The 17,414-nt window shown below is 40.7% G+C and carries 19 protein-coding genes and 2 pseudogenes; 17 read left to right on the forward strand and 4 right to left on the reverse strand.

What is annotated here, in order from left to right:
- Positions 1-119: 119 nt before the first annotated feature.
- The 3 genes from LJF29_RS08895 to LJF29_RS08905 all read right to left on the reverse strand — a co-directional run bounded on the left by LJF29_RS08895 (position 120) and on the right by LJF29_RS08905 (position 2,900).
- Positions 120-1,412 carry an MFS transporter gene (locus tag LJF29_RS08895; RefSeq protein ID WP_229148097.1) on the reverse strand — a complete coding sequence of 431 codons (1,293 nt, stop codon included), beginning with the start codon at positions 1,410-1,412 and terminating at the stop codon, positions 120-122.
- A gap of 75 nt (positions 1,413-1,487) precedes the next feature.
- A complete protein-coding gene (locus LJF29_RS08900) occupies positions 1,488-1,982 on the reverse strand; it encodes a L,D-transpeptidase family protein (RefSeq protein WP_229148179.1) in 495 nt (164 codons plus the stop codon).
- 57 nt (positions 1,983-2,039) lie between these two features.
- Positions 2,040-2,900 carry a metallophosphoesterase gene (locus tag LJF29_RS08905; protein WP_229148098.1) on the reverse strand — a complete coding sequence of 287 codons (861 nt, stop codon included), beginning with the start codon at positions 2,898-2,900 and terminating at the stop codon, positions 2,040-2,042.
- Between the two features lie 144 nt (positions 2,901-3,044).
- Between LJF29_RS08905 and fadH the strand changes: the two genes are divergently transcribed.
- From fadH to LJF29_RS08990, 17 genes and pseudogenes are all read left to right on the forward strand, one after another.
- The gene (fadH, locus tag LJF29_RS08910) at positions 3,045-3,809 is read left to right on the forward strand and encodes a 2,4-dienoyl-CoA reductase (RefSeq protein WP_229148101.1); all 765 of its coding nucleotides are present in this window, start codon (positions 3,045-3,047) and stop codon (positions 3,807-3,809) included.
- 314 nt (positions 3,810-4,123) lie between these two features.
- Positions 4,124-5,848, forward strand: a pseudogene (locus tag LJF29_RS08915) (glycoside hydrolase domain-containing protein); the annotation flags it as partial.
- A gap of 72 nt (positions 5,849-5,920) precedes the next feature.
- On the forward strand, positions 5,921-6,439 hold the full coding sequence (locus LJF29_RS08920; RefSeq protein ID WP_227492946.1) for a hypothetical protein: 519 nt from the start codon (positions 5,921-5,923) through the stop codon (positions 6,437-6,439).
- A gap of 95 nt (positions 6,440-6,534) precedes the next feature.
- Positions 6,535-7,083 (forward strand): hypothetical protein, encoded by a 549-nt coding sequence (locus LJF29_RS08925; RefSeq protein ID WP_229148102.1) that lies wholly within the window; start codon positions 6,535-6,537, stop codon positions 7,081-7,083.
- Positions 7,084-7,233: 150 nt separating this feature from the next.
- Positions 7,234-8,460, forward strand: coding sequence for an EAL-associated domain-containing protein (locus tag LJF29_RS08930; protein WP_229148103.1), 1,227 nt, complete (start codon positions 7,234-7,236; stop codon positions 8,458-8,460).
- A gap of 247 nt (positions 8,461-8,707) precedes the next feature.
- A pseudogene (locus tag LJF29_RS08935) lies at positions 8,708-9,201 on the forward strand (manganese catalase family protein); the annotation flags it as partial.
- Between the two features lie 267 nt (positions 9,202-9,468).
- Positions 9,469-9,708 (forward strand): YkuJ family protein, encoded by a 240-nt coding sequence (locus tag LJF29_RS08940; protein ID WP_010334055.1) that lies wholly within the window; start codon positions 9,469-9,471, stop codon positions 9,706-9,708.
- A 109-nt stretch (positions 9,709-9,817) separates the two neighbouring features.
- Entirely contained in the window at positions 9,818-10,336 is a 519-nt protein-coding gene (locus LJF29_RS08945; protein WP_010334056.1) for a ribonuclease H-like YkuK family protein, read from the forward strand.
- Positions 10,337-10,475: 139 nt separating this feature from the next.
- Positions 10,476-10,667 (forward strand): AbrB antirepressor AbbA, encoded by a 192-nt coding sequence (gene abbA, locus LJF29_RS08950; protein ID WP_003218673.1) that lies wholly within the window; start codon positions 10,476-10,478, stop codon positions 10,665-10,667.
- 137 nt (positions 10,668-10,804) lie between these two features.
- The gene (cbpB, locus tag LJF29_RS08955; protein ID WP_010334057.1) at positions 10,805-11,248 is read left to right on the forward strand and encodes a cyclic-di-AMP-binding protein CbpB; all 444 of its coding nucleotides are present in this window, start codon (positions 10,805-10,807) and stop codon (positions 11,246-11,248) included.
- A gap of 146 nt (positions 11,249-11,394) precedes the next feature.
- Entirely contained in the window at positions 11,395-12,276 is an 882-nt protein-coding gene (ccpC, locus tag LJF29_RS08960) for a transcriptional regulator CcpC (RefSeq protein ID WP_010334058.1), read from the forward strand.
- A gap of 115 nt (positions 12,277-12,391) precedes the next feature.
- Positions 12,392-12,868: a flavodoxin gene (locus LJF29_RS08965; protein ID WP_229148104.1), complete on the forward strand. Its 477-nt coding sequence runs from the start codon at positions 12,392-12,394 to the stop codon at positions 12,866-12,868.
- Complete coding sequence (locus tag LJF29_RS08970; RefSeq protein WP_229148105.1) at positions 12,858-13,751, forward strand: WD40/YVTN/BNR-like repeat-containing protein; 894 nt, start codon at positions 12,858-12,860, stop codon at positions 13,749-13,751. Before LJF29_RS08965 ends, LJF29_RS08970 begins: the two co-directional genes overlap by 11 nt.
- Positions 13,752-13,766: 15 nt before the next feature.
- Positions 13,767-14,222, forward strand: coding sequence for a flavodoxin (locus LJF29_RS08975; RefSeq protein WP_229148106.1), 456 nt, complete (start codon positions 13,767-13,769; stop codon positions 14,220-14,222).
- A gap of 105 nt (positions 14,223-14,327) precedes the next feature.
- Positions 14,328-15,038, forward strand: a complete 711-nt coding sequence (dapD, locus tag LJF29_RS08980; protein ID WP_010334062.1) for a 2,3,4,5-tetrahydropyridine-2,6-dicarboxylate N-acetyltransferase — start codon at positions 14,328-14,330, stop codon at positions 15,036-15,038.
- Positions 15,039-15,108: 70 nt separating this feature from the next.
- Entirely contained in the window at positions 15,109-16,233 is a 1,125-nt protein-coding gene (locus tag LJF29_RS08985) for an N-acetyldiaminopimelate deacetylase (protein WP_229148107.1), read from the forward strand.
- 60 nt (positions 16,234-16,293) lie between these two features.
- The gene (locus tag LJF29_RS08990; RefSeq protein ID WP_010334064.1) at positions 16,294-16,539 is read left to right on the forward strand and encodes a YkuS family protein; all 246 of its coding nucleotides are present in this window, start codon (positions 16,294-16,296) and stop codon (positions 16,537-16,539) included.
- A gap of 34 nt (positions 16,540-16,573) precedes the next feature.
- Here LJF29_RS08990 and LJF29_RS08995 read toward each other — a convergent pair whose 3' ends face one another.
- Positions 16,574-17,377 carry a mechanosensitive ion channel family protein gene (locus tag LJF29_RS08995; protein WP_010334065.1) on the reverse strand — a complete coding sequence of 268 codons (804 nt, stop codon included), beginning with the start codon at positions 17,375-17,377 and terminating at the stop codon, positions 16,574-16,576.
- Positions 17,378-17,414: the final 37 nt, after the last annotated feature.

A 17,414-nucleotide genomic window follows, 5' to 3' on the forward strand; every position in this document is an offset into this window, starting at 1 on the left:
CTCTCCTTTGCTCTAATCAAATTCTTTATGATTAGATTATACTTTTTTAAGGTTGAAATGCAAATATTGAATGCAAAAATGCGCTTTTTCTGAGGAAAAAAGCGCATTTTCAACTTATATTATACAGATTTTGCTTTCTTTTTCGGCTGAGCCTGAAATGTTTCCTGTACATTCACTTCCACAGCCTGCGCACTGTATTTTGGCAGTGCCACAAAATAGAAAATGAAAACAGCCAGGATGAAAACGCCCATGCCGTAATACAGATAATCAATGTTTGATACGAACTTAGGGAATAACAGCGCCACTAAGCCAAGTGTCAAAGACTGCGCAAACATCATAAAAGGATCTTGCCAGCCGCTTACACGTCCCATCAGCTTCGGATGGACAATCTTAGGCATCCACCCCCCGATGGCGATGTTTACCGGACCGATGCACATCCCCAGTACAAAAGTAGTCGCGTAGTACACCCATAAAACTTTGGTGTAGCCAAGGACAAAAATCAGCAAGCCTGCAATTAAAATCGGCACCGACATTAAAAAGTGAGGCTTCACTTTTTTAGAGATTAACGTGCCGATCACACTTCCTGCCAAAAGCCCAAACCCGATCGCGATCGTAAATACGGATGTATGCCACTCATAACGGTCGGGGGCCAGTCCATACTTCATTGTAAACATCGGCAATACAGCAAATCCTCCGTTCACAAAACCAAAAACAAAGAAACCAAAAATCAGAGAGGCCAGCAGCTTGTTTTTTAAAATGTAGACAATGCCTTCCTTAAAATCGTTTATCGAATCCTTTAAGGAAGCTTGTCTCCAGTTAAATGAACCGTTCGGCTGTCTGGCTTCTTTCGGAATCCGGCAGGTACGGATCAGCAGGCCGGAAATAATAAAGCTGATAAAATCAAGAATAATCGCTCCATGAATTCCGATTGTGTTATACATAAAAGCACCGATTCCAACCCCAAATACCATAAATATACTAAAAAGCATCTGATTAAGTCCGGCCGCTTTGGCATAATGCTCTTTCGGCAGGATGGCTTGTACTAAACTGTTTTCTGCAGGAAAGAAAAACTTGGTTACAGCGCTTCTGATAAACAAAATACAGAAAACAAGAGGAATATTGCCGGTAAATAAAGTGAAAAAAAGAACGACAGTCAGGGCGGCTCTGATCCAATCACAGTTTTCCGCGACTTTTTTTCTGTCAAACCGGTCCGCCACAACTCCCACAAGTAAAAACACAAATACTGTAGGAAGCGAATACATCAGTTCAGCCAAGGTTGTGTACGAAGGCTGGCTGCTGAAGCGGTCCAGCAAGAAAAAAGCAAATGCCATGTTGCCTACTGTCGTGCCCATTTGAGAAGCGAGTGCTGCGAAAAAAAGACGAACAAAATTACGATTTTTAAATATATCCATAAAAACGCTCCTTACCCTAAAGGTCCCACTTTATCATATTATAAACCGCCTGTTTTTGAAACAAATAAGAAAACATTACCGGTTAATCATGACTCTTGTTCCGTTTGGCACAATGGAAGCGAGTTCTAGAACATCTTTGTTATGCATGCGGATACAGCCTTTAGACACAGCCTTGCCAATCGAAGCGGGATTATTCGTGCCGTGTATTCCATAGTGCTGCCTTGAAAGGCTCAGCCAATAAGCGCCAAATGGGCCGCCGGGATTGCGTTGGCGGTTAATAATATAGAACTCGCCAGTCGGAGTTTGTGTCAGGATTTTACCGACGGCGATCGGATATGTTTTTATTACCCGATTATTTTGGTACAAAGTAAGGGTTTTAGCCCCAATTGAGACTGCAATATGATAGGGGATCGTATTCGGGTCCGGGAGACCGGGGATGACAATGCGCTGTCCGGCGATAACTCCTGATTGCAGCGAAGGGTTGGCCTGAGTTAAAGCAGCGGTGCTGATTCTGAAATCGGCCGCGATGCTGGTGAGTGTATCGCCTTGTTTAATCTGGTACGTGAGCAGTTTCCTCATCCTCCCTTTTTTACTTATAAGTATTGATGAGGAACCCATTCTGCTACATTAATTTGTGCTTTTTAATGTAAAGACTGTGATCTCAGGTTTAGCCAGAAATCGCAAAGGCAGTCTCGTCATCCCAAGGCCCCGGTTCACATAAATATGAGTGTCATCTGTTTGATACATTCCTTCGGTATAGACTTTTCCGTACGGAGGCGTAATAAGCGGTCCGTAGAAGGGCAGCTGAATCTGCCCGCCGTGTGTGTGTCCGGATAGCTGCAGATTGACAGGATATGTTTTTGTATTCAAGGCGGCATCAGGCTCATGGACGAGCAGAATGGAAAAAAGCTTCTCGCTTAGTTTTGATAGGGTGCCTTCATAATCGGGTTTCCCGAGCATTAAATCATCGAGCGCAGCAATCTCAATTTCGCTGCCGTCTGTGAGCGTCAATTTTTGATAGGCGTTGCGGAACACCGTAAAACCTCCTGAAGTCATCAGGCTTTTATAAGCATCGGTTCCATAGCCGCCGTGATCATGATTGCCGTAAACACAAAACTTGCCAAAGGGTGCCTGCAGCTTTCTCAAGAAAGGAATCACTGCCTGATAATTGTGATACGTATCAGGGTTATCGATAATATCACCGGTAAAAACAATTAAATCAGGTTTAGATTCATTGATTGTCAGAATGACAGTTTTAAAGTCATCCAGCGTAAAATAATCGCTTAAATGTGTATCACTGAACTGCACAATTTTAAAACCGTCAAATCCATGGGGAATGAGAGAGCTTTTAATCGTGTGTTTAGTAGTCTCAATCATATGCGGTTCCAGATAGCGGGCATAGCCATATCCGCCGCCAGCCGTTAAAACCCCGGCCGCAAAAACGCCGAACGTTCCTTTTAAAAATTGTCTTCTGGACATCTTTTTCATTTCAAACCAACCTTTAATAGAGTTTTTCTATTATATCACCTGTACCTTTAAAAAATCTCATCTCAGCATGTGCTGACAGAAGATGGTGTATGATGATAGAATAATATTGAATGAATGATCATTCATAATAGGAGGGATCATACAATGGATAAAAAGGTTGTTATTATTACTGGCGGGTCAAGCGGCATGGGAAAAGCAATGGCAAAGAAACAGGCCGAATTGGGCTGGAACGTCATGATAACAGGGCGGAACCAGGAAGCGCTTGAAGAAACAAAAAAAGAAATTGAAACCTTTGAGGGCCAAGTTGTCTGCTTTCAAATGGATGTCCGTTCTGATTCTTCTGCAGCACAAATGGTTGCAGAAGCGCTAAATGGGTTTGGGCGTCTTGATGCACTTATTAATAATGCAGCCGGCAATTTTATTTGTCCGGCGGAAAAGCTCACGCCCAATGGATGGAAAGCGGTAATTGAAATTGTATTAAATGGTACATTTTTTTGCAGTCAGGCCGCAGCCAGGCACTGGATTGAGCATCAGCAGAAGGGTGTTATTTTAAATATGGCCGCCACTTATGCGTGGGGAGCGGGTGCGGGGGTTGCTCATTCCGCTGCGGCAAAAGCTGGCGTATTATCGCTCACTAGAACTCTTGCCGTAGAGTGGGGCAGTCAATACGGAATCCGTTCCAATGCGATTGCACCCGGTCCAATTGAACGAACAGGCGGTGCAGAGAAGCTTTTTGAATCAGAAAAAGCGATGTCCCGAACGATAAACAGTGTGCCGCTCGGCCGGCTTGGCACACCCGAGGAAATCGCCGCTTTGGCAGCGTTTATGCTTTCTGATGAAGCTTTCTATATGAATGGAGAATGTATCACTCTGGATGGGGGGCAATGGCTGAATCCCTATCCGTTTTAATTTTACAATAATATTTATCAGTAAATATTGAAATTATTAAGTGAAATTTTTATGTTTAAAAGTTTAACTTCCAAAATTAACCTTCTTCCTATCCCATTAAACCTATTAAGATAACACATAAAAAACTCTAAGTGTTTAAGAGGATTTGGTGTCATACGTAAGCCACCTAATATATGAAAGTTATATTTCAAAAGGGGAGGCGAAGTATGAAGAACTTAGATTAAAACATTCATATAATTACTTCGTTAACTAAAAAGAGGAAATATAGGAATGAATTGATCAGGGTTATATTATTATGGAAAGAAGGTTAAATAATGGACGAAATGGTATTGTTAACTCAGGAATGGCTCAATGAAACGTACAAGGGGAAAAGTGGCTATAATCCCATTGAGGAAAATGGGAAAACTGGCTGGGAAACAATGTATGCATTAACTAGAGCGTTACAACTAGAATTGGGAATTATACAGACATCCGACAGTTTTGGTCCTACAACTTTGAGAAAGCTTGAAGAATTAGGCCCAATTTCTATGTCATCTAATTCAAAAAAAAATATTGTGAAAATTATTCAAGGTGCCCTTTATTGTAAAGGTTATGGTCCAGGTGGATTAACGGGTACATTTGGACAGGGAACGAAAGGCGCGATAGCAGAAATGCAAATGAATATGGGTCTTTCTAAAGCAGATGGTGTAGTAACGCCTAAAGTGTTTAAGGCTTTATTGAACATGGACTCTTATATCCTTTTAAGTGGAGCATCAGAGAAAGTTCGTTCAATACAGCAATGGCTAAATAATAAATTTAACCATAGAGAGAATTTCTATTTAATGCCCTGTGATGGTCAGTATTCAAGGGATACTCAAAAGTCTCTTGTATATGCAATACAGTACGAGGAAGGATTAGATGATAGTATAGCTAATGGGAATTTTGGACCAACTACACAAAGATTGATTCCTGTATTGGGAATTGGATCCACGGATGAAAGAAATAGTTTTGTTCATTTATTTCAAGCTGCTCTAATTTTTAATGGGTACAATGTTCCTTTTGATGGAGTATACTCTGAATCCGTAAAATCAAAAGTAATGGATTTTCAATCTTTTGTAAAATTGCAACAGAGTGGTATCGCTGACTTTCAAACATGGTCTTCGCTTCTAGTAAGTACTGGCGACCCCAATCGAAAAGGAGTTGCTTGTGACTCAATTACTCAAATTACATCGGACAGAGCGGAGTCCCTTAAGAGAGCAGGTTATAAGATTGTAGGGCGATATCTCACAAATGCGCCGGGGAGTACTCTAAATAAAAAAATACAACCAGGTGAATTAGAAACAATCTTAAAATCAGGTTTAAATGTTTTTCCGATTTATCAAACCTATGGGGGAGAAGCAATTTATTTTAATAAAGAACAAGGAAAAAAAGATGCGCTTGCAGCTTATAAGGCAGCAAAAGAATATGGGTTTAAAAATAACACTGTAATATATTTTGCAGTAGATTATGATGCTTATGGTAACGATTTAAACAACAATATTATTCCACACTTCGAAGGTATTAATGAAATAATGAATGGTTTTTTAGGTTCGACTTACAAAATTGGCATTTATGCACCTAGAAATGTATGTACTTCAGTTTCTAAAAAAGGTTTAGCATTTGCAAGTTTTGTAAGTGGTATGTCTACCGGTTTTAGTGGAAACTTAGGATATCCCCTGCCTTACAATTGGGCGTTTGACCAAATTTCAACAATTACTGTTGGAAGTGGTTCTGGAATGATACAAATTGATAATGATATTTGTTCAGGTTTGGATATTGGAGTTAATACTATAAATGAAGTCTCTTCAGAGAATAAAAAGTTTTTTGACCAAATTGATGTTTTATACGAAACAGCTGAAAAATATGCCCAAATGCAAAGTGATTTAAATAACGGAGTAGAAAAAACACAATTAGCTAATGAGTTGGTTGCCCAGTATTTAAGAAAGGATAACTATAAAGGGTGGAAGTGGGTGCCTACTGCAGGCCAGATTGATCCTATTTATCGCGAATGGGCTGATAAAGCGCTAGGGGAAGATTTAGTAAATGGAATTGTTGATCCTAAATCGAAAACTGTCATAGGAACACAGCATCTTATGGCAACTTATAATGCCATTATTTATAGTGGTGGTTACTCTCAAACTTTACGAGATTTTGCTGGTTGGACTGGAGATCTATTAACAACAATACAGGACATGAAATTACATGCTCAAGAATTTAATTCGCCTTATGATGCGGCTACAAAGATAATAGGTAATATGTATCAATTTAGCTTAGATGATTTATTTAGTGATGTAGATGCAATTAATCTGGCGAATAAGACATCAGTTGGTGCTAATGCTCAACCTCTGAATATCGTAATCAGAGATTACTATAGTAATAATGAGTTTATGAATAGGTTCACTCAATTTGTAAATAATAGATTTGATGGTTCATTAGACAAAATTTTCTCTGAGGCAGAGTATTATTTAAATACAAATCTTGATCCAGTTGTTGTTCCGATTAGGTTAGCCTTTAAAAAAGCTTTTGATGTTGAGGATTATAGTGAAGAGATTGGAAAAATAACAGCACAAGCATTTAGAGATGTTATTAAGAAAAAAATGAGATCTGAATAAACTGCAAAACAAGCGAACGTTAATGCTGGTCGTTCGCTTGTTTTATTTTCTATTCAAATTTATGATATAATTTTTAAAGATTAAGGGGTGGTCGATTGAAGAAATTGTTAAAAATGTTAGCTGTATTATTTTTAAGCAGTTTAGTTATCATCTTTAATATTTGGTACTTTATTATATGTGCTTTTACTCCAGAGTATTATCAAAATACAAATCTTACATCTGATGAAAAAATAAGATTTGAAAAACTTTACCATATAGATTTTCCTGATGAAACGAAATTTATTAAAGCTAGAGAGTATTTGGCTGGGCCCGGAGGCGATACGTCTGCTGTATTATATGTGTCTCTGCCAACCAAACGGGTAGAAAAAATTTTATCCGATTACACGTATATGAAAATAAACTATACTGACAATGTCGGTTCAATGTATGGAGTTGATGTTTCAAAGAGTGTTGGTGGTTCAACAACTCTTACATTTGGCACATACGATAAAAAAGGAACTTTCTTTAATTTGAAACATGATAATGATTGGATGTTTAAAGGCACTGATTGGAATCATTACTTTTGGACAGCTGCTAGTATTAATGCTCTTATTTATGTATTTGTCTTCGTTATTGGGAAACAAATGAATAAAATCCTTAATTAAGTCTGTAGATTTATAATCCCAAAAAAATTTTATCCTCTTCTTTTAAGACACTCCCATACAACCCACTTTTCCGCTATGTTTTTTTAAAAATTTGTGGTGTAGATATAATTGTGTGTATAATCAGACAAAGATAGAGAAGCAGGTGATAACATGTTGGATCCACTTGATATTTTAACGAACATTGATGATGTCCACCCATATTACCAGGCGATTTTCAGTGCCGAGGAGCAGAAAATCGTCGGGTATGAGGTGCTGGGACGTATATTGGCAGATTCAGAAATTCAAAGTCTCGGACCCTTTTTTTTAGATGCGGGGATACCCGAAGAATATAAATTAGAGGTTGATAACAGAATTATCCGCCAGGCTCTTGACCGCTTTTTAGAAGCGGATTCTGATCTGCTGATTTTTATGAATCAGGATGCCAATCTTTTAATGCTTGATCACGGCGAAAGCTTTCTTGAGCTTCTGAAAGAATACGAAGCGAGAGGGATCGAACTTCATCGTTTCGTGCTTGAAATTACGGAGCACAATTTTGAAGGGGATATTGAGCAGCTTTACCATATGCTTGCCTACTATCGTACATACGGAATCAAAATTGCAGTTGATAATATCGGAAAAGAAAGCAGCAATCTGGACCGAATTGCGCTGCTTTCACCAGATTTGTTGAAAATTGATCTACAGGCGCTGAAAATATCGCAGCCATCTCCGTCTTATGAGCATGTGCTGTACAGCATTTCATTATTAGCAAGAAAAATCGGTGCGGCGCTGCTTTACGAAGATATTGAGGCGAATTTTCAGCTTCAATATGCATGGAGAAACGGAGGCCGCTATTTTCAGGGCTTTTATTTGGTGTCCCCGTCAGAAACGTTTTTAGAGAGAGATGTATTGAAGCGAAGACTTAAGACTGAATTTCACCAATTTATCACACATGAGAAAAAGAAACTAGAAACCGTCTATGAGCACTCTGAACAGTTTTACAAACGGGTGCATCAGGCTGTTACATCATTGCGAAAATACAACCAGTCTCCGGATGATGACGACTTTATTAAAAAGCTGGCGGAAGAGCTGACGGATTGCAGTTTTAGAATTTATATTTGTGATGAAGAAGGCGATCAGCTGACTGGAAATGTTTTCAAACAAGACGGAGAATGGATTTACCAGCCGGAGTATACGGAGAAGAACTGGAGCTGGCGTCCTTATTTTTTAGAGAATATTATGAGAATGAGAAACCTCAGAAAAGGATTTTTCAGTGATTTGTACAGCGATTTGGAAACAGGTGAAATGATTAGAACGTTTTCGTATCCGATGGATGATCATATGTATTTATTTATAGACCTGCCATATTCTTATTTATATGAGCAGGATGGTTTGATTTAAACGGCTGAAGAGCCGTTTTTTTTATGAATTGAAAAAAAAATCAAAAAAACGATTGACATTGATACTGAGAATCATTATCATTTAATTATAGAGAGAAGCTACTCTCTGTTCCCCAACCCCTCTATCAGATCAAGATCCGAAAAGCTTGGCGCTACCCCCGCCAAGTTTTTTATTTGTCAACGAATAAGACAAACCATAAAACAATAAACCTTATTAGTGGTAAACAACGCCACTAGGAGGATAAAACTTGTTCAAAAGGAGCAACAGCCTGCGCATTGACCTTCCAACCCCAGAACATCCTGACCCAAATGCTCTAGCCGCGGTTCAAAAGCTGTTAGGCGGCAAATTTGGTTGTCCACTCTCAATCATTACATGTTCCAATCCTGTAACTTTCGCTGCAAGAAAAAATTAAAACCGTTTTACGACGATCTCGTATCAAGCATTACGGCTGAAGGATTATGTCTTTAATGCTGACAGGTTCGTCATTTAAAGGTGATCCCGATGTTTTACATCGATGAGAGATGCAAAAAATAGACGCAATTCCCAGCATCTTATTGAAACGGCTCAAACGTATCCGTTTGATTCGATGGGGAAGTCTGGACTGGTGAAAATGGGTTTAACAGCGGAAACCTGATGCTGCTGGATTTGCTCATGTGCGGCGGCGTTCACATCGGGGCTTATGCCAAAGCGCTTGAGGTTGCGACTGGCGGAAGTATCGGCAAAATGCATCCAATCCCGAATCCCGTTATTCAAAAGAAGATTTTGACAAAATTGCAAAAAGGCTGTTGGATTCTGCCGGAATATCAAAAAAACTATAATTGTGTGTATGACATTCCAAAAAAAGCCTCAAACTACGTAAAAATAGTTTTTTCACTTTTTTTCTTTTCTTAAATTCAGCAGGGAAAATGCCATCCTGTCCGACTTTATGGTATGATGCTCAATAGAACTTGTATTATAATAAATACTTGTTGATTTGAAGTTGTTTTTTGAAAGGAGTCTTTTTTTAGAATGTCACAATTAATGGGTATCATCACACGGCTGCAAAGTCTGCAAGAAACGGCGGAAGCGGCTAGCGAGCCAATGCAGCGCTACTTCGAAGTAAATGGTGAAAAAATATGCAGTGTTAAATATTTCGAAAAAAATCAAACGTTCGAACTGACGGTTTTCCAAAAAGGTGAAAAGCCGAACACATATCCGTTTGATAATATCGACATGGTTTCAATCGAAATCTTTGAACTTCTGCAGTAAGACTCTTGATATAGGGGAAACAAGCTTTCGCTTTGCAGCATGTAATCGAAATAAACGGTAAGGAGCATACTTGTTTCATGGTTGTAAATCCTTGAAAAGGAGTGTCGTCATGGCCGATTCTTTTCTGTTTTATAATCTTTCAGAAGCACAGATGACCTTTCAAGATGTGATGGAGCGGCTTAAAGCCTTTATCCGAAAGGACCCCCGTTCTTCATATGTGTTATCGATCGGAACCGATTCTCAGGTTTATCGTGATTACACAAAGTTTATTACTGCATTACATTTGCATCGTACAGGCAAGGGAGCTTGGGGCTGCTTGAAAAACCACGCAGTCGACAGACCCATACATAGCCTTCGTGAAAAGATTTCGTTAGAAACGGCGTACAGTCAAGAAACAGCCGCCTATATTCTGGATGGACACTTGATGGATATTACCGATCTGCTCCTGCCTTTTACAGGTGAAGGGGCGGATCTTACATTTGAGGTTCACTTGGATATTGGGAAAAAAGGGCTTACAAAAGAACTGATTCAAGAAATGACAGGGCGTATTACTTCAATGGGGATTGAGGCTAAAATCAAACCGGATTCATACACAGCCTTCAGCTATGCAAATCGTTTCACAAAATAATTCCGGCTCGCAAGCCGAGGGAAATGTCGAATTATGCGGTTGACGATTGTTTTCTGATTACTTATTCTAGCGGTAGAGCTGAAAGTAAGATTTCTTGCTTTCAGAGGTATTCAGTATAAAACAGGGGGCCTGATTACGAATGAGTCTTATCGGTGAACGATTTACAGAAGAAGAACAAAAACTTCTGCTGAATATCCTGATCAATCATGAGTATGCTATCGAGCTTTTAAGCAGTGAGATCAACGATATAGAGACAGGAACCAAAAACGTTGACGGAACCACCTACAAAAAACTTGTAACGCTATACGACCGATTTCGATTTGAAAATTAATGGAACACTTTATAATTGATACTCCTCAAAAGAGTATCTTTTTTATTGAGGAAACTTTTCGACAAATACTGATAAAGTTTATATTATTGTAGTATAGGGAATGTATGTGTTGATGAAAATGAAAAGGGGTCGAAAACATGATAAGCTTGCAATCAGATCAGCTTCTTGAGGCAACAGTCGGACAATTTATGATTGAGGCGGACAAAGTAGCGCACGTTCAAGTTGGGAACAACCTGGAGCACGCTTTATTAGTGCTGACAAAAACAGGATACACGGCCATCCCGGTGCTGGATGCGTCTTATCGTTTACACGGCTTAATCGGGACAAATATGATCATGAACAGCATTTTTGGTCTTGAAAGAATTGAATTCGAAAAGCTTGACCAGATTACCGTAGAGGAAGTCATGCTGAGTGATATTCCGCGTCTTCATATAAATGATCCGATTATCAAAGGATTCAGCATGGTCATTGATAACGGGTTTGTTTGCGTTGAAAATGATGATCAGGTCTTTGAGGGGATCTTCACGAGAAGAGTGGTTTTGAAGGAATTGAATAAACATATTCGCTCATTGAACAAGTAGGCTGCTCGGCCTATTTTTTATTATATTTGCAGAGCAATAAAGAAAGCGCATACATAAATTGGGGTGAAAAGGACTTGAATCATAAACTAAGTTTTTATTAGAATGGGAGATAAGAAAAACTTATTGATAATAAAAAGGAGGACGACATGCAGCTTCAAGAGCTTCATATGCTCGTAGTTTTAGCTGAGGAGTTAAATATGAGAAAGGCGGCTGAACGGCTTTTTGTATCCCAGCCGGCTTTATCTCAGCGTTTACAAACCATTGAAAAGGCGTGGGGGACAAAGATATTTTTAAGATCTCAAAAAGGATTGACGGTAACGCCGGCCGGAGAGAAAATCATTCAGTTTGCGAATGACGTTACGTCAGAGCAGGACAGAATTAGAGAAAATATCGATGAGCTCGAAGGAGAAATTCACGGCACACTGAAGCTCGCTGTCGCCTCTATCATCGGCCAGCATTGGCTTCCTAAAGTTCTGAAAACGTATGTGGAAAAGTATCCGAATGCAAAGGTTTCGCTTATTACCGGCTGGAGCAGCGAAATGCTGAAAAGCCTTTATGAGGATCAGGTTCATATTGGCATTATTAGAGGAAACCCCGAGTGGAAAGGCCGCAAAGACTATTTAATGACAGACCATCTGTATTTAGTCGATACTGAAATATCCTGTATAGAAGATATTGCTCATACAGAACGGCCGTTTATCCAATTTAAAAGCGACAGCACTTATTTTCAGGAGATTCAGCATTGGTGGCATCAAAAATTTAAAACATCGCCAAAACAAACTATATTGGTTGATCAGATTGAAACGTGCAAACAGATGGCGCTGCACGGGATCGGATATGCGATTTTGCCGTCTGTTACCCTTCAGAACGAAGACAAAGTCAATAAAATGCCTCTGTTAGACGGTAAAGGAAACCCTATCGGGCGGGATACGTGGTTATTAGGCTATGAACCTGCTTTTGAACTGAAGCAAGTTCAAGCTTTTGTTTCAGTTGTAAAGGAGATGCTTGATCAAGAGCACCCATTTTAAGAGAAAAGACAGCACAAGGCTGTCTTTTTTTATTTACATATTGACAATGAAAATCATTATCATTTAAAGTGGTACATATGATATTGAAAATCATTATCAATTATGAGGTGATAACATGGCAAAAGCCTTGATTACATATGCAAGCATGTCAGGAAATACCGAAGACATTGCTGGAATTATAAAAGATACGCTGCAGGAATATGGTTTAGACATTGATTGCATCGATATGGATGACGCAGAAGCATCGGCTCTGACTTCTTATGATTATGTGCTCATTGGCACCTATACATGGGGGGATGGCGATTTGCCTTACGAAGCAGAGGACTTTTTCGAAGAGGTTCAGCAGCTCGAGCTGAACGGCTTGAAAACAGCTTGCTTCGGCTCGGGGGATTATTCTTATCCAAAATTTTGTGAAGCTGTCAATCTGTTCAGTGACATGCTGCAAGAGGCGGGAGCTGCTGTCTATCAAGAAACACTTAAAATTGAGCTTGCCCCTGAAACGGATGATGACGTGGAAAGCTGCAGAGAATTTGCAAGAGGTTTTCTTGCATGGGCAGATTTTGTGAACAAGGGAAAAAGCCATGTTTCATAAAGGTGCGACAGCTGTTGCGGCATCATCGTTTTCTGGCTATTTTGTGGCAGTAAAAAGAGAGGGCATTTTTCATTATTCTTTGGAACAAGGCTGGAAGAAGCTTTTTCGTTTAAAAGCGAAAATACACTGCATCAGTTACATCGGTCCTTATTTATTCGGTGTCGGTGAAAAGGGAACGATCATTCGTTCATCTGACGAGGGGAAAACATGGTCGATATCGAGCTTCCCGACAAATGCGACAGTGTGGGCGATTACGGGCAGGAATGATGGATTTGTTTGCGCCCATGGCAAGCATTGCGTTTATGTATCAGAAGACTTCGGTATTTCGTGGCGGGTTGCCAAACCCTTTGCGGAATTTGAACATCCGCCTGTTATCCGTTCACTGTGTCTGCACAGCGGTAATCTTTATATTGGTACACAAATACACGAATGCTTCGGAGGGATTTGGGCTTACGATTTCACACAAGACGCTGTCCGAATGGTAAAAAAAGAAGACAACCGTATGACGGCATCCATGCTTGTGTTCAATGAAAAATGGCTGGTTGCTGCAATGGGCTCTGTAAAAGGGAAGCGCGGAGCCGTCATTGCACAGCATATTTTAACGGCTGAAGAAGTCACGATACATTCCAGCATGATGAAAAAGGAAGAATCGTTTCTTGATATTTCAGAGGATGATGGCATTATTTATGTCACTACGGCTCAAGATGAAAATGGCTATTCGAGGATTTATCAGGCTGATCTTGAGGCCCGAGAGCTAAGATGGTTTGATACCATTAAAGGTCATGGCTGGAGAGTCGCCAATCAAAGAGAAAATTTCTTTTGTGCAGGTTTGTATGAATGTAAATTTGTCCAGCCGTACGAAGTTTCAGCAATGATTCATTAGAGGAGGAATACGGAATTGGGGAAGATTTTGCTGGTTTACGCAACGATGTCAGGCAACACAGAAGCCATGGCTGATTTGATTGAAAAGGGACTTCAGGAGGCGGAAGCGGAAGTAGACCGTTTTGAAGCGATGGACATTGATGATGCTGAGCTGTTTAATGATTATGAACATATCATCTTAGGAACCTATACATGGGGAGACGGAGATTTGCCTGACGAATTTCTCGACCTTGCCGAAGAAATGGATGCACTTGACTTTACCGGTAAAACATGCGCCGTTTTCGGTTCCGGTGATACAGCATATGAATTTTTCTGCGGTGCTGTAGATACACTTGAAGAGAAAATAAAAGATCGAGGCGGCGAAATCGTGCTTCCTTCCGTAAAAGTTGAAATGAATCCTGAAGGGGAAGAAGAGGAAGCATTAAAGGAATTCGGCAGACAATTTGCTAGAAAAAGCGGCTGTGCTGTCTGATAGATGCAAGAAGAAATGCCGAGCGCCTGTTTCCTTTTTTTCTTGTCTTTGTATCTTTCCTTTGATACAGTAATGAGGTAGAAAATCAGGAGGAGGACTATACATATGAAAATGATGGACGCAAATGAAATTATTTCATTTATTCAAAATAGTACAAAATCTACACCTGTAAAGGTTTATGTAAAAGGTGAGCTGGAAGGAATCAATTTCGGTGAATCTGCGAAAGCTTTTCTAAACGGAAACACTGGTGTTGTTTTCGGTGAATGGAACGAAATCAAAACAGCAATTGAAGAAAACCAAAGCAAAATCGAGGATTACGTGGTTGAAAATGACCGCCGCAACTCTGCGATTCCTATGCTTGATCTTAAAGATGTAAAAGCGCGCATCGAGCCGGGTGCGATCATCCGCGACCAAGTTGAAATCGGCGATAACGCAGTCATCATGATGGGGGCTTCTATCAATATCGGATCAGTTATCGGAGAAGGTACAATGATCGATATGAACGTTGTCCTTGGCGGACGAGCTACTGTCGGTAAAAACTGTCACATCGGTGCGGGTTCTGTGCTTGCGGGCGTTATTGAGCCGCCATCCGCTAAGCCGGTTGTCATTGAAGACGACGTTGTGATCGGCGCAAATGCTGTCGTGCTCGAAGGTGTAACAGTTGGTAAAGGAGCTGTTGTAGCTGCGGGTGCGATCGTAGTGAACGATGTTGAGCCATACACAGTTGTTGCAGGAACACCTGCTAAGAAAATTAAAGATATCGATGAGAAAACAAAAGGCAAAACTGAAATCAAGCAGGAATTACGCCAGCTGTAAGGAATGATTTGATCAAAAAGGCGTGGATGATATATCCACGCCTTATTCGTATAGGCAGGAGGACATGAAAATGAAGAAAGAGGAGCTCATTGCAATCCGCAGAGATCTGCACCGTATTCCCGAGCTTGGATTTCAGGAATTCAAAACACAGCAATATTTATTAAACGTCTTGGAGCAATATCCGAAAGACAGAATTGAAATTGAGAAATGGAGAACAGGGCTTTTTGTGAAAGTGAACGGAACAGCGCCGGACAAAATGCTCGGATACCGAGCGGACATTGATGCGCTATCAATCGAAGAGCAGACAGGGCTGCCATTCGCATCAGAGCATCACGGCAAAATGCACGCCTGCGGACACGATTTGCATATGACGATTGCGCTGGGCATCATCGACCACTTTGTTCATCAACCTGTTAAGCAGGATCTGCTCTTTTTATTCCAGCCGGCAGAGGAAGGTCCAGGCGGAGCGGAACCGATGCTAGAGAGCGACGTTTTGAAAAAGTGGCAGCCTGATCTCATCACTGCGCTTCATATTGCTCCAGAGCTGCCGGTCGGAACCATCGCGACAAAAAGCGGTTTGCTTTTTGCGAATACATCAGAGCTTGTCATTGACCTGGAAGGCAAAGGGGGGCATGCAGCTTATCCGCACTTAGCTGAGGATATGGTTGTAGCGGCAAGCACACTCGTTACTCAACTGCAAACAATCATCTCCAGAAATACGGACCCGCTGGACAGCGCTGTGATTACTATCGGTACGATTACGGGCGGCTCCGCGCAAAATATCATTGCGCAAACAGCTCACCTGGAAGGCACAATCCGCACGCTTTCTGAAGAATCCATGAAGCAGGTAAAGGAACGGATCGAAGATTTAGTGAAAGGAATCGAAATCGGCTTTCGCTGTAAAGGAAAAGTGACGTATCCGTCTGTGTATCACCAAGTTTACAATACAAGCGGGCTCACAGAGGAATTTATGTCTTTTGTTGCTGAGCACAAATTGGCACAAGTAATTGAAGCAAAAGAAGCGATGACCGGAGAGGATTTTGGCTACATGCTGAAAAAATATCCGGGTTTCATGTTCTGGCTCGGCGCTGATTCATCGCACGGACTCCATCACGCGAAGCTGAATCCTGATGAAAATGCGATCGAAACAGCGGTTAACGTGATGACAGGTTATTTTTCTGTTTATGCCAATTAAGTACAATGGAAAGAATAAAATGCCATATGATGAGCACCCTATTTAACGGAGGTGTTCTTTATGACAAAAAAAATTGGAATTGAACAGTCGTTATCAGATGTAGAAGCTGCATTAAGAGAAAAAGGATATGACGTTGTCATGATGAAAAGTCCTGCAGATGCAAAAGGCTGTGACTGCTGTGTCGTAACAGGGCTAGACAACAATGTGCAAGGTATTGCCGATACAGTAACACAAGCACCAGTCATTACAGCTTCCGGGATGACTGCTGAAGAAATTTGCAGCGAAGTTGAAAGCAGAATTCAATAAAGTAAAAACCGAAGCAAAAGCTTCGGTTCTTTTGTTATTCTGTTTCTTTAGGAAAAGCGCGGTCGAGTGCTGTTTTTATTTCTTTTCTCAGCACGCGTTCGACCCGCCACTGTTCCATATTTTCTGTTTTGGCAATGACTCTGATCACAATTTCAGAGGTTCCCAGCTCTTGAATGCCGATAACATTAGGGCCCTCTTTAATTTGCGGAAGAGCAGCTGCCGTTTCGTCACATACATGTTGTAAGATGTGAATGGTTTCATCGAGGTTTCTTTCAGCAGGGACTTTAATATCAACCAGCGCCTGCATCGTTCCGCGGGAATGGTTGCTTACATTTGTGATGTTCCGATTCGGGATATAATGCAGTGTGCCGTCAAAGCTGCGGATTTGGGTCGTTCTTAAACCGACCTGCTCCACAATTCCATTAAAGGTTGCAACGGTTATATAATCTCCGACATCCAATTGTTTTTCAAGCAGAATAAAAAAACCTGTCACGATGTCGCTGACAAGGCCTTGGGCGCCAAAACCGACCGCCAAACCTACAATTCCCGCACCTGCTAAAAGAGCGCTCGGATCGTAATGAAACAAATCCAGAACCATAACGAAAAAAATAAAAATCAATATGTAAGCAAATACATTAAGTGTCAGGCTTCGGAGCGTGTGAGCCCGTCCAATAGTCAGGTTGTTTTGCGCTTCAAATTTTGCAAATAGATGTTTAATAATTCTCATGCCTACAGATCGAACGATAAAATAGAGGCAAATCATAATGACGAGCTTAATGAGTAAAACACCCGCATTGGTGACAAGACCTGCCCAATCATAGTGTGTAATAAAATCCATGTTGGAGCTTCCTTTCTGAATGTGTTGCAGCATGTTA

The organism is Bacillus sp. LBG-1-113, from assembly GCF_020708615.1.
GTDB lineage: Bacteria > Bacillota > Bacilli > Bacillales > Bacillaceae > Bacillus > Bacillus mojavensis.